Genomic DNA, 12,838 nt, shown 5'->3' on the forward strand with positions numbered 1-12,838 from the left:
CATAACCTGCTCTCTGATTTGTTTTGGGGTTGTGACCCCAAAGGTACTGGTCCAGCGGGAAATGGTTGTAATCGGCACGTCGTGACGCTTACTTAGTGCCTCGAGAGTCTCGCCCGTACATACCATTTCGCGCAAGACTTTTAATTTAAACTTGTCGCTGTAGCTCCTCTGTTTTAGACCCGTTTTTTGGCTCTTCCGAGAGGTTTCTCCCGACTTTTTCGCTTCATTCTTGTTGTTCATTTCTGCTCCTCTATGTGTGTACTTTTCTAGGACACCACACCGGTAATAGATTTCTGTCAATGGGTATGCGATTCCTGAAAAAAGTACACAGTTGATTGAATACTACTAGGACTGTATACTCGCAGAGTCACATGAAGAGCAAGTCGATGATAACGATCTCGGACTTGGTCCCGATGCGGAGACGCGAGGTAGAGGCGCCGTAGCCGGAGGAGATGATGAGCGTGCCGTCGCCGGAGGAATGGCAACCATAGTTGTGGCTAAAGAGGAGTGGCTGGAAAATCTGCATCGGGAAGATCTGCCCCGCGTGAGTGTGTCCCGTGAGGGTAAGGTCTATCCCGCCAACTGCCGGGTCGCTCTCCCAGTGCTCGCGAGGTCGGTGCTGCAGCAATATCGTGGTCGCTCCATCCGGCACCTGATCCACGAGGTTGCTGAGTGGCACTATGTCCTGATCCCGAGCTCTGTAGTAGTCTCTCCCGATCAGATAGAGGTCCGGGCGGAGCCTCACAACGCTGTCACGAAGTAGGGTCCCGATCGAAGAGATCCACTGTATATTCTCATCCAAGTCACCATAGTACTCATGGTTCCCGAGGACGAAGTAGAGGCCTGGGGTCCTCTCTCTTATGCGGGATAAGTGGTATGCCGCTGTAAGGGTGTCCACCTCGCTAAGATTTCTATCGATCAGATCCCCTCCGATGAAGACATAGTCCGGCGAAGCTTGCTCGATCATTTCTTCCATCCTTGCAAGATCCTCCTCTCCGAAGAGGTTGCCTAAGTGAATGTCAGTCACGAGTGCTATCCGGACGCTGTCTGAGGGTTTCTCGTCAGGCAGTACGATGCGGTAGTGGGTAGTGATCGGCTCTCGTACATTTCTTCTCCCTGCGATCATCACCGGTAGGATCAGCGATAGGCAGAGTAGGGCGGTCACGCGACCATAGCGACATTTGGTGGCGCTGTCAAAGGGGATGAAGAATGCGGTAAAGTAGATCTCTGCAATGAGTAGGTCTGTCACCAGCTCGGGTGCTCTGTCACCTTGAAGGGATGTGGTCAGAATAATACCGATGGAGAAGATCGGAAGGGCTATGATGCACCACATTAGCACTTTGCTGAGCAGTTGATCTCTGTGGACTCTTCGTCCGGCATAGCGACTGAGGGCATAGCCCACTGCGATCTGTACGAGGACAAAGAAAATGTACCGCATACTCAGGTGCGCTGCTTAGACCGATTATAGGGGTGAGCTAGCTTGCGGAAGTAGGCTGAGGTCATCGTCATACATAGGATCATCGAGAGTACATCCGCCACCGGTAGGGCGGTCCATACTCCGGTGAGACCCATCACACGGGGAAGGATCGCCAGTGCTGGCACGAGAAAGATCAGCTGCCGTGAGAAGCTCAGCAGGAGGGCACGAGCTGCCTTGCCGAGGCTCTGGAAGAACTGGACTCCCGTCACCTGGATGCCGACCGCCCACATGGCTGCCAGCTCGATCCTTAGCCCCACCTCACAGACTGCGATCAGCTGTGGGTCTGACGTGAATGCTCGAGCCACGATCCCGGGCCATATCAGGGTAATGGAGGCACCAATGACCCCGATGAGGAAATTCATTTTCCGCGCGATCCTGAAGGTGTCTCGTACTCTTCCGAGATTTCCCGCCCCATAGTTATAACCAAGGATAGGCTGGGTCGCCTGAGAGATGCCGAACATAAACATCAGCGTCAGCATCGCCACGCTTTGGATCACTCCATTGGCAGCTACCGCCAGGTCACCGCTGTAGAAGTCTATCGGGGAGGTCATCCCGTAGTCGTAGAGTAGTCGATTCTTATAAATATTGACGATGCTCGCCATCAGGTGGGTCACAAAGGGCGCCACACCGATAGAGACGATCGCAAGGGTGTAGCCCCAGTTGAACTTGAAGTTTCTCACCCTTAGTCGGACATTGGTATCCGGTCGAGTGAAGTGGTGGAGCACCCAGATCATCCCGATAAACATACTGATCACGGTGGCAAGGGCGACACCTGCGATACCCATATGGAATACGAAGAGGAACACTGGGTCAAGTACAAAGTTGAGCACCGCACCGATGAGCATCGTCTTCATTGCCTTCTTGGGGTAACCGGTTGCTCTCATCACCGCATTGTAGGAGTAGGTGATGTTGGCAAAAATATTTCCCGGCAGGACGATATTCAGATAGTCGAGGGCATAGGGCAGGGAAGCCTCAGAGGCACCAAACTGCATCAGAAGCGGGCGCGCAAAGATCATCAGCAAGACGATCACGAGGCTGCTGATCGTGAGAGATAGGAGGAAGGCACTACCTAGCATTTTCTCCCCCTCCTCTCTCCTCTGCTGCCCGAGTAGTATGGAGATCCTCGAGGCGGCACCCATCCCGACGAGGGTGCCTACAGCCTGGGTTACACCCATCACGGGCATGGTGACTGAGAGACCGGACAGGGCTAGGCTATTGACCCCTTGAGCAATATATATCCGGTCGACTACATTGTATAGAGTATTGACCACAGCCCCTATGACTGAGGGCCAAGCGTAAAATTGTAATAGTTTTCTGATCGGAGCAGTGCCGAGGATATCGGCATTCTCCATGTTAATTCTTTTCTCTTCTCTCTTCATTCATCCAATGTTTTGTCGTTCATCCGTGACGACTGACATCTACGAGGGCGGTCTCCTTCAGTATCTTTATCTCCTTTCCCTGTAGTGCTATCATCCCATCGTCCTCTAAGGAGCGTAGGACTCTGGTGGCATTGCTGGTGGTCATATTGCTCAGACCACCCAGCAGGCACCTGGTCAGTCTCACACGGAGCGTCTGTCCGTCCCCCTCTCTGCCAAAGAGCTGATCCAGATAGAGCAACGTCGAGGCCATCCTCCCCGGCATGCGACGGGTATTGAGCACGATCAGGCGCATATCCTTGGTGTGCAAAGCCCTGAGAGCTCTTGTCAGGAGCAGCTTGGAGGCTCTTGCGTTATTGTCTATCACCATCTCCACGATCTCTGCCGGGAGGGAGAGTACGAGGCACTTCGTGAGCGCCTTGCAGGTGTACCAGTCCTCCATGCCGGTGAGTAGGCGCGCAAGACCCAGCATCTCCTTTCCGGTAAAGTGGATCGGTACTTCGCCATTGTAGAGATAGTAGGTCAGTGCCTGGCCATCAACCAACGTGATGACGCTCCTCTCTTCGCCCCGTGCTGCAGGAGCATGGGGATAGATGCACTCCCCCTCCTCACAGGTGTACACCCTGCTCCGTAGGATAAAGATCTCCCTCTCTCGGTCTGTGAGACAGTCCCAAAGCTCCGGGATCAGCGTTGAGATGTGGGGAAAAGGAGTCCTCGACTCAGAGGTATGGTGCGACATAGTACTCCTGTCTCGGCCCTCGGCTCACTTCAGGAGCGGCTTTAGGTTCTTAAATGCCTGCTCCGGCTTGACGTGCTCATAGAGTATGTCGTAGACCGCGTCCGCAATCGGTATCTCTACGCCATACCGCTTATTTACTTCGTGGATGCACTTAGCGCCGTAAAAGCCCTCTGCGATCATCTCCATCTCGAGCTGCGCCTCATAGACTCCATAACCCTTGCCTAAGTAGTTGCCGAAGGTTCTGTTGCGGCTGTATCGGGAGTAGGCTGTCACCAAGAGGTCTCCTAAGTAAGCAGAGTCATAGACCTGCGGTCGACTCTCGGTGGCGGTGCGGATAAAGCGCTTGATCTCCCCGGTGGCGTTGCAGATCAGCACCGCCATGAAGTTGTCTCCCAGCTTCATCCCCTGGGTGATACCCGAGGCAATGGCGTAGACATTCTTCAGCACGCTGCTGTACTCGATCCCCCTTACGTCGGTACTGATCACCGTATGGACATAGGGTGCGTGAAACAGCGGTGCCAGTCGTAGCGCCGTCTCTTTGTCCTCGCAGCCGATCGTTAGGTAGCTGGTTCGATCTATCGCCACCTCCTCAGCGTGGGTGGGACCGGAGATGACGGCGATCTGGGACATCGGTATGCCAAATTCGCTGGACAGGAAGTCTGATACCAGCTGATAGCTGTCGGGGATGATCCCCTTGACGGCATTGAGGAAGACCTTCCCCTTGTACTTCTCCGGCTCCACTTTCTGAAGTATACCCTTGAGGTAGGGTGACGGGGTGCATAGGAGAAGGGTGTCGCTCTCCTCGACCAGCTTTGTGAGGTCGCTGTAGAAGTGGATCTTGGAGGTGTCAAAGCTGACCGAAGTAAGGTAATTGGGGTTGTGCCCCTGCTTTTTAAAAGCCCGGATCTGGCTGCGGAACCTGAAGTACCAATTAAACTCCTGACCGGTCTCGTGCAAGATCTTGGCTAACGCTGTAGCCCAGCTCCCGCTACCGATAAGCCCGATCTTCGTCTCCGGTGTGGCAGAAGACTTAGGGTCGGTCGCACTCTTAGAGGGTGTCTCCTTCATACTCACTCGCTATCAGAGTCGGCTCCCTCCGCCTCTTCCTTAGGCTGGGAGATAGGCTTCATCGTGGGGAAGAGCAGCACTTCCTGGATGGTATCCTGCTCTGTCAGCAGCATCGCCAAGCGATCCATCCCGATCCCGAGACCACTCGTCGGGGGCATACCATACTCCAGGGCTCGGACAAAGTCTTGGTCGATAAACATCGCCTCATCGTCTCCCTTCTCGGACAGCCTCAGCTGATCCTCAAAGCGCTCCAGTTGGTCAATCGGGTCATTGAGCTCAGTGTAGGCATTGGCAAGCTCACTGCCATTGATCATCAGCTCAAAGCGCTCCGTAAGCCCGGGCTTGGTGCGGTGCATCTTTGTCAGAGGAGACATCTCCACAGGGTAGTCGGTAATGAAGGTGGGCTGGATCAAGTGTTCCTCGCAGATCTCGCCGAAGAGCTCATCGATCAGCTTGCCCTTACCGAAGGAGTCGTCTACCTCAATCCCGAGCTCCTTGCACTTGGCTCTCAGCTCATCCTCAGACTTGCCGGTAATGTCGTAGTCTCCATACTCCTTGATGGCATCGGTCATGGTGAGTCGCCGATAGGGAGCCTTGAGGTCGATGGTCTTGCCATCCAGCTCCACGGTCGTCTTCCCATTCACCTGGAGTGCGGTGTACTCGAGCAGCTGCTCGGTCATCTCCATCATCCAGTTGTAGTCCTTGTAGGCGACATAGACTTCCATCCCGGTAAACTCGGGGTTGTGTGTACGGTCCATACCCTCGTTGCGGAAGTTCTTCCCAAACTCGTACACCGCATCGTACCCGCCGACGATCAGTCTCTTGAGGAAGAGCTCATCCGCTATCCTCAGGTAGAGAGGAATGTCGAGAGCGTTGTGATGGGTGATGAAAGGACGAGCCGATGCCCCGCCGGGAATCGTCTGCAGAATGGGTGTCTCCACCTCTAAGAAACCTCGACTATTGAAGAAGTCCCTAAAGGCAGTGTACATCTTAGTCCGCTTGATGAATATGTCTCTATTCTGCGGATTCACGATCAGATCCACATAGCGCATGCGGTAGCGCTGCTCCGGATCGGTAAAGGCATCATAAGTCTCCCCATCCTTCACCTTCACGACCGGGAGAGGACGAAGTGACTTGGAGAGCAGAGTAAGCTTCTGCACATGGACACTGATCTCCCCCATCTTGGTGCGGAAGACTAAGCCCTCCACCCCGATGATATCGCCAATGTCTAAGAGTTTCTTGAAGACCACATTATAGAGCGTCTTGTCCTCCTCAGGGGCTATGTCGTCGCGGGTAATGTAGAGCTGGATCCTGCCCTCGCTGTCCTGGATCTCAGCAAAGGAGGCTTTGCCCATGATCCGTCGGGACATCAGTCGCCCGGCTATCCTGACCTGTCGAGGCTGCTCCTCATCATCCGAGAAATGGTCCTTGATGTCCTGCGAGGTGGCATCCACCACATACTCCTCAGCGGGGTAGGGGTTGATCCCCAGGTCACGCAACTTCTGTAAGCTATCACGGCGCAGGAGCTCCTGCTCACTATATTGTCTCTCCATGTCTTTTCTGATGATGAGTTCTTAACTAATTAGAGTTCAAGTGTATTGGAACCATCTGTCTGGTACACTTATCTGCAAAGGTAACGCTTTTGTAGCCCACTATAAAAGCAGGACCCCATTCTTACATCATATGATAGTGCTGAGATCGATACCTCGATCTGTAGGAGCGGTCGGAAGAGTTGTCCGCAGTGGGGAGGGAATTGAACTTATAAGTAAAGGTCAGCATAACATACGATGTGACACCCTCGTAGAGCATATCGGTGATGGACTGTGCGGTCGATGTCCGGCGAAAGGTACTCCGCTGCCCCAGCAGATCCACTGCCTCCAGCTCCAGAGTCCCCCTCCGATCCTTGAGGAAGGAGTAGCCCAGGCTGAGGTCCCATATCCAGAGATTTCGCTTCACATCGTCGTGATACCCCCTGGCATCTCTGTAGGAGAGACGATGGGAGAGGCTGAGACCGAAGGGAGGCGTCCAGGTGGCTTCGCAAAAGAGTCTGTAGTCGAGAGTCTTTCGATCACTCTGGCGGGACACCGTATTCGTCAGGTGGTTGTAGTCCCCTGAGAAGCCCATCGTAGACTGCAGATACTCTCCTGACCAGGTAATCCTCTCGGAGAGATTGACGGTACTGCTGAGCGAGGTATTCAGCTCCCCATTCACATACCCCTTGCCTCTATTCCCCCCGAAGCGACCGTTAGTGAAGGAGGTCAGGCTCTTGGCCAAGGGTAAGCTCAGCGACCCGCCCGCACTGAAGTAGTAGACGCCATTCACGTTCTCGTAAGTGGTCCGGCTGATACCGGTCTCTCGGTCTAACTCGCGACGGTTGATGATCGCATTATTCACAGTACTCATGTAACCAAATATCTGCAGGTTCTGACGCTTCTCGCGACTTCCCATCGATCCGCGCATAAAGATCGTATGCCTAAATGAGGGGAGCAGGTCCGGGTTACCGGTCGTCTGAGAAAGTGGCGAGGTCTGAATGGTAACCGGACTCAGCTGTTCCATAGAGGGCTGACTGGTGCGCCCTCTGTAGTGGAGCATATACTGTAGACCCCGGTCATTTCTCAGGTCGACCATAAGGGACGGGGCATAATTGACGATGCTCCGCTCTTGGTCATAAGTGACCTCCTCGCCGTCCGTGGTGATGGTGTGCGTGTAGGTGGGCAGGGCGTCGACTCCGAGAGAGATACTGCTCTTTGGTCTCGGCTGATACCGTGCCATGGCACCTATCCGGTGGTTGAGGTACCGATTGGTGGAGCCTCTAGAGTAGCGCTTGTCCAGGATGGTGTACTTGCCATCTGCATCTGCTCTATAGGCGAGACGGTCACTCGTCCTGTACTCTCCGTCGAGGCTGTAGCTCCCCTGTAGCGACCAGTACTTGCTGAGAGGCTCCAGGTAGGAGACGGAGACGCCCCCTCGGTTACTCTCGTTGCGGGAGCTTGTGAGCTGGTCTAGGATCTCCTTACGGCTGCCTTTGGTAAAGGAGGTGACGCTCTTCAGTGTCCCGTCGCTGTCGCCCGACTCGTGCCTCCCAAAGACTCTGACGTAGATATTTCGCCCCTCGTCATTAAAGGTGTGGCGGAAGTGGAGATAGCCGCCTGCTCCCTCATTGCTGCTCTTCTCCTCACTCTCGGAGGAGCCTGAATTGATCGTCTCGCCCTCCCTGGCCTCTGTGCTGTACTGGGACAGCGAGTGGGATCGACTACGACCGATACTGATATCCGGCATAAAGAAGAGTGCGGTCTTGTCGGAGGGAGTCCACTCCAGACGACCGTTCATAGAGCCTCGGCGAGAGAGGTTCCCCTGGGATGAGGTAGTGCGGTCGGTGGTAGTATGACTGGCGTTCCCGAGGAGGTTTTCCCGAGTCATTCGGCTAGAGAGGGTGTTGTCATTCTCCCGATAAGAGAGCTCAGCGGTGACGTTGAGCTTATCGCCTATCTTATTGTCATAGTTGGCTCCCACTGAGCGACGCTTTCTGTCCCCTCTTCCGCGTCGTACGCCATCGGTGTTGTTGAGATTGGCGAGGAGAGTGACGCGCTCGTCTCCCCTGAATCCCGACCCCATCAGGTCCACTCGGTAGCGGTCTTTGGTTCCGTATCCGGCTTTGAGGTTGCCGAGAAGACCTTTCTTCAGTTCCTCCTTGACATTCAGATTAAGTATTTTCGTCTTCTCTCCGTTGTCCATTCCGGTAAGTCGGGTCTGCTCGGACTTCTTGTCGACTACCTGCACGTTCTTGATCAGATCAGCGGGAAGGTTCTTCGTTGCCATGGTCGGATCGGAAGAGAAGAAGTCTCTGCCGTCCAGCTCCACCCGCTCGATGGACTCCCCATTATAGGTGATGTTGCCCTCAGCGTCCACCTCGATCCCGGGGATCCGGCGCAATAGCTCCTCCACCGAGGCTCCGGGACGAACCTTGAAGGCACCGGCGCTGAACTGAACCGTGTCCTTCTTGATCGTCACAGGACTCGACTGCCCCACGACCTTCAGCTCGCTCAGTGCCGTGGAGGTGGGTGAGAGCTTGATCTTCCCAAGGTCGACCTTGGTGCTCTTGTCTATGGATACCGCCTTGCTGTACGGCGTGTAGCCGATGAAGCTGATGTCGACTAAGTAGCTGCCGGGAGTGGAGACGCTGAGCCTGAAGTGACCCTGCTTATCCGTCATCACTCCTTGCACCAGCGTCGAGTCAGAGGCACTCAGGAGCCTCACACTCGCAGCGGTCATCCACTCCTTTTGCTCTTCGTCGTAGACTCGCCCCTTGATCTCTCCGGAGCTGGTCTGCGCATAGACTGTGGGTAGGAGAAGTAAAGTGAGAAAGAGCCCCATCATAGCGGAAGGGCGCATTATGGCGGGTGAGTGATCCATCCGGTGTAGAGGTGGTGAATGTCCTAAAACTGTCGCAGGAGTGAGTGTGTAACTCTGGAAGCAAACTTACCGAAAGTGAGGAAAGAAAAAAAGCGACTGTAAGTGACGATCTATCGTACTTACAGTCGCTTCCTAACGGGAGCCTTCTATAGGACTCGAACCTACGACCATCTGATTACAAATCAGAAGCTCTACCAACTGAGCTAAGAAGGCAGGTGGGCAAGCTGTCTACATCGCGCCGCTACAACCCACTACCCTTGCTGCGATCAAGCCCTGGGGGGATTCGTGGGGAGCTGGCCGTGTAGGACTTGCCCGTATCTGTCGGCTTGACACTGCAAAGGTACGGACTTTTTCCCTACTCTCAAAGTGTACTGTCCCGAAGCATATGAACCGTCGAAGGGGGGTAGGGCGAGTCGATCGTAAGGTAATAGAGAGGCCTATAACAGGTTTGGCAGTGGTGTAAAATACCCCCATTATCTCGCTGAAATCTAATATCGGTATTAGAGAATACTATTACCGATACTAGTGAACACTATTATCGGTATTAGTCGCGACTAATATCGGTAATAGAAATACCTCGGATGGGGAGAGCCTCCTTGGTCGCAGTCCTTACTTGCTCATAAAACGCGTTAGAGCTGACAAAACAGCAGTAAAGGGTGCCGGAACCGAGAAAATATGCTTATATTTGGACCGTCAGAAAGACAATTATATACCACCATTCCTTATCAATCTAATGGATAACAATATGTTTGAAGAGGCGCTCTTCCCCGGTGGAAAGCTGCCTGTCTACCCGAAGTTTGAGTCCGGTATCCGTCGAGCGCCCGACAGAGGCTGTCGGCTGACGAAGCACCAGAAAGAAGTGGCACTGCGAAATGCTCTCCGCTACATCCCGCGGAAGTTCCATGCGGAGCTTGCACCTGAGTTCCTGAAGGAGCTCGAGGAGAGAGGTCGTATCTATGGCTATCGCTTCCGCCCGACCGGTAACCTCTCCGCTAAGCCGATCAACGACTACGAGGGCAAGTGTCTCGCCGGCAAGGGACTTCAGGTGATGATCGACAACAACCTCTGCTTCGACATCGCGCTATATCCCTACGAGCTCGTAACCTACGGCGAGATGGGTCAGGTCTTCCAGAACTGGATGCAGTACCGCATCGTCATGTACTATCTCCGAAACCTGACCAAGCGTCAGACCCTCGTGCTCCATAGTGGTCACTCGCTGGGAGTCTTTGAGAGCCGCGAGGACGCTCCCCGCGTCATCGAGACCAGCTCGATGATGATCGGCGAATATAATAATCAGGACGACTGGGAGGTGGCAGCCGAGATGGGTGTCGCCAATTATGGTCAGATGACTGCCGGAGGCTGGATGTACATCGGCCCGCAGGGGATCGTACACGGCACCTTCAATACCCTCCTCAATGCCGGTCGTCTGAAGCTCGGTATCCCTGAGGATGGAGACCTCGCCGGTCGCCTATTCGTCTCCTCTGGTCTCGGAGGTATGAGTGGAGCTCAGCCCAAGGCGGCAGATATCGCCGGTGCTGTTTCCATCGTCGCCGAGGTGGATGCCTCCCGTATCGGACAGCGCCTGGAGCAGGGCTGGGTACAGATGGTAGCGGAGACCAAGGAGGAGGCCTTCGAGATGGCCGCTGAGGGCATGAAGAGCAAGAAGCCCACTTCTATCGCCTACCACGGCAACATCGTCGATCTGCTGGAGTATGCGGTAGTGAAGAATATCCACATCGACCTCCTCTCCGACCAGACCAGCTGCCATGCTGTCTATATCGGTGGCTACTGCCCGGTAACACTTGACTTCGATAAGCGTACCGAGATGCTGGAGAAGGATCGGGAGGAATTTAAGCGCGCTGTTGACCTTACGCTGAAGCGCCACTTCGAGGCTATCAAGACGCTCGTATCAAGAGGAACCTACTTCTTTGACTACGGTAACTCCTTCATGAAGGCAGTCTTCGATGCCGGTGTCAAGGAGATCTCTAAGAATGGCGTCGATGACAAGGAGGGCTTCATCTGGCCATCCTACGTGGAGGACATCATGGGTCCGCTGCTCTTCGACTTTGGTTACGGTCCCTTCCGCTGGGTCTGCCTGAGTGGCAAGCCGGAGGATCTGAGAGCGACCGACCATGCGGCTATGGAGTGCATCGATCCCACCAGACGCTACCAGGATAGAGACAATTATGTCTGGATCCGTGATGCGGAGAAGAATGCTCTCGTCGTCGGTACACAGGCACGTATCCTCTACCAGGACTGCGAGGGTAGGGTACGGATCGCCCTTAAGTTCAATGAGATGGTCCGTGAGGGTAAGATCGGGCCCGTTATGCTGGGCCGCGACCACCACGACGTGAGTGGTACCGACTCGCCCTTCCGAGAGACCTCCAATATCTACGACGGTAGTAACGTCATGGCGGACATGGCGGTCAATTGCTTTGCCGGCAACTGCGCTCGCGGTATGAGTATGGTGACTCTCCACAACGGTGGTGGTGTCGGCATCGGTAAGTCGGTCAATGGTGGCTTTAGCCTCCTCCTCGATGGCTCCGAGCAGACCGATCAGATCATCAAGTCAGCCATGACCTGGGATGTGATCAATGGCGTGGCTCGTCGCTCCTGGGCACGTAATGACAATGCGATGAGCACGGCGAAGGAGTTCAATGAGTCCCACTCCGACTACTACCACATTACGATGCCCGAGCTGGTGGATGATCAGCTCATCAACGACCTGGTTAAGTGAGGGTCCACCTTTTACAAAGAAACAATTAAGAACAAGCTATATACTTACAATGAAAAAGATAATGGAGTGTGTCCCCAACTTTAGTGAGGGACGCAATATGGAGGTGATGGAGGCCATCCTCGAGCCCTTCAAGCACACTGAGGGGATGACCCTCCTCGACTGGAGTCATGATGAGGATCACAATCGTATGGTCGTGACGCTTGTCGGTGAGCCCGAGGCACTCAAGACCTCAGTCATCGAGGCTGTCAAGATCGCAGTCAAGAAGATCGACCTCAATCACCACACTGGTCAGCACCCCCGTATGGGAGCTGTCGATGTGATCCCCTTTGTCCCTGTCAAGGGCGTGACTCAGGAGGAGGCTATCGAGCTCTCTAAGGAGGTCGGTAAGATCATTGGTGAGGAGATCGGCATCCCTGTATTCCTCTATGAGGACTCCGCCACTGCTCCTGAGCGGCAGAATCTTGCTAAGATCCGTAAGGGACAGTTTGAGGGTATGAAGGAGAAGATCCACGAGCCTGAGTGGCACCCAGACTTTGGTCCCTCCGACATTCACCCCACTGCCGGAGTCGTTGCTGTGGGTGCTCGTATGTTCCTCGTTGCCTATAATGTCAACCTCGACGACCCTAACGTAGATCATGCTACCGCCATCGCCAAGCGTGTCCGCCACATCGGTGGAGGACTCCGTTTCTGCAAGGGTATGGGTGTCGACCTGACTGAGCGTCATCAGTCGCAGGTGTCGATGAACCTGACGAACTATAAGAAGACTGCCATCTACCGCGCTCATGAGATGGTCCGTATGGAGGCTCAGCGCTATGGAGCCAAGATCGTCGGCTCTGAGATCATCGGGATGATCCCCGAGGAGGCTCTCCGAGAGACTCTCGCTTACTACCTCCACAAGGAGGAGATCGCTGAGGGCGAGATGAGCATTGAGGAGATGGCGAAGCAGGCTGTAGACTTCCTCCAGGTGGAGAACTTCCAGATGGATCAGGTGCTGGAGTATAAGCTCGCTAAGCAGCAAGGAAAGTAAG

The 12,838-nt window shown here is 54.4% G+C and carries 9 protein-coding genes and 1 tRNA gene; 2 read left to right on the forward strand and 8 right to left on the reverse strand.

What is annotated here, in order from left to right; all coding sequences use genetic code 11:
- From B088_RS05290 to B088_RS05325, 8 genes are all read right to left on the reverse strand, one after another.
- The coding region (locus tag B088_RS05290; RefSeq protein WP_018106827.1) for a transposase at nucleotides 1-240 on the reverse strand (240 nt) is incomplete at its 3' end.
- Between the two features lie 127 nt (nucleotides 241-367).
- Nucleotides 368-1,438: a metallophosphoesterase gene (locus B088_RS05295; protein WP_018107377.1), complete on the reverse strand. Its 1,071-nt coding sequence runs from the start codon at nucleotides 1,436-1,438 to the stop codon at nucleotides 368-370.
- Nucleotides 1,439-1,440: 2 nt separating this feature from the next.
- Nucleotides 1,441-2,856 (reverse strand): MATE family efflux transporter, encoded by a 1,416-nt coding sequence (locus tag B088_RS05300; protein ID WP_245546729.1) that lies wholly within the window; start codon nucleotides 2,854-2,856, stop codon nucleotides 1,441-1,443.
- A 19-nt stretch (nucleotides 2,857-2,875) separates the two neighbouring features.
- Entirely contained in the window at nucleotides 2,876-3,592 is a 717-nt protein-coding gene (locus B088_RS08330) for a Crp/Fnr family transcriptional regulator (protein ID WP_018107379.1), read from the reverse strand.
- Nucleotides 3,593-3,616: 24 nt separating this feature from the next.
- Nucleotides 3,617-4,660: an NAD(P)H-dependent glycerol-3-phosphate dehydrogenase gene (locus B088_RS05310; protein WP_018107380.1), complete on the reverse strand. Its 1,044-nt coding sequence runs from the start codon at nucleotides 4,658-4,660 to the stop codon at nucleotides 3,617-3,619.
- A gap of 2 nt (nucleotides 4,661-4,662) precedes the next feature.
- Nucleotides 4,663-6,213 (reverse strand): lysine--tRNA ligase, encoded by a 1,551-nt coding sequence (lysS, locus tag B088_RS05315; RefSeq protein ID WP_018107381.1) that lies wholly within the window; start codon nucleotides 6,211-6,213, stop codon nucleotides 4,663-4,665.
- A 121-nt stretch (nucleotides 6,214-6,334) separates the two neighbouring features.
- Entirely contained in the window at nucleotides 6,335-9,037 is a 2,703-nt protein-coding gene (locus B088_RS05320) for an outer membrane beta-barrel protein (protein WP_018107382.1), read from the reverse strand.
- 176 nt (nucleotides 9,038-9,213) lie between these two features.
- A tRNA-Thr gene (locus B088_RS05325) sits at nucleotides 9,214-9,286 on the reverse strand.
- Nucleotides 9,287-9,806: 520 nt separating this feature from the next.
- On the opposite strand from B088_RS05325, the gene B088_RS05330 reads away from it, so the two are divergent.
- Nucleotides 9,807-11,810, forward strand: a complete 2,004-nt coding sequence (locus B088_RS05330; RefSeq protein ID WP_018107383.1) for a urocanate hydratase — start codon at nucleotides 9,807-9,809, stop codon at nucleotides 11,808-11,810.
- A gap of 49 nt (nucleotides 11,811-11,859) precedes the next feature.
- Nucleotides 11,860-12,837 carry a glutamate formimidoyltransferase gene (gene ftcD, locus B088_RS05335; RefSeq protein WP_018107384.1) on the forward strand — a complete coding sequence of 326 codons (978 nt, stop codon included), beginning with the start codon at nucleotides 11,860-11,862 and terminating at the stop codon, nucleotides 12,835-12,837.
- Nucleotide 12,838 lies beyond the last annotated feature (1 nt).

It is taken from the genome of Porphyromonas bennonis DSM 23058 = JCM 16335, assembly GCF_000375645.1.
GTDB classification, from domain to species: Bacteria; Bacteroidota; Bacteroidia; order Bacteroidales; family Porphyromonadaceae; genus Porphyromonas_A; species Porphyromonas_A bennonis.

Bases quoted from the DNA above. Each gene is read 5' to 3' on its own strand.
- B088_RS05295 (WP_018107377.1), bottom strand. From the start codon at position 1,438: ATGCGGTACATTTTCTTTGTCCTCGTACAGATCGCAGTGGGCTATGCC.
- B088_RS05300 (WP_245546729.1), bottom strand. From the start codon at position 2,856: ATGAAGAGAGAAGAGAAAAGAATTAACATGGAGAATGCCGATATCCTC.
- ftcD (WP_018107384.1), top strand. From the start codon at position 11,860: ATGAAAAAGATAATGGAGTGTGTCCCCAACTTTAGTGAGGGACGCAAT.
- B088_RS05310 (WP_018107380.1), bottom strand. From the start codon at position 4,660: ATGAAGGAGACACCCTCTAAGAGTGCGACCGACCCTAAGTCTTCTGCC.
- lysS (WP_018107381.1), bottom strand. From the start codon at position 6,213: ATGGAGAGACAATATAGTGAGCAGGAGCTCCTGCGCCGTGATAGCTTA.
- B088_RS08330 (WP_018107379.1), bottom strand. From the start codon at position 3,592: ATGTCGCACCATACCTCTGAGTCGAGGACTCCTTTTCCCCACATCTCA.
- B088_RS05330 (WP_018107383.1), top strand. From the start codon at position 9,807: ATGGATAACAATATGTTTGAAGAGGCGCTCTTCCCCGGTGGAAAGCTG.
- B088_RS05320 (WP_018107382.1), bottom strand. From the start codon at position 9,037: ATGATGGGGCTCTTTCTCACTTTACTTCTCCTACCCACAGTCTATGCG.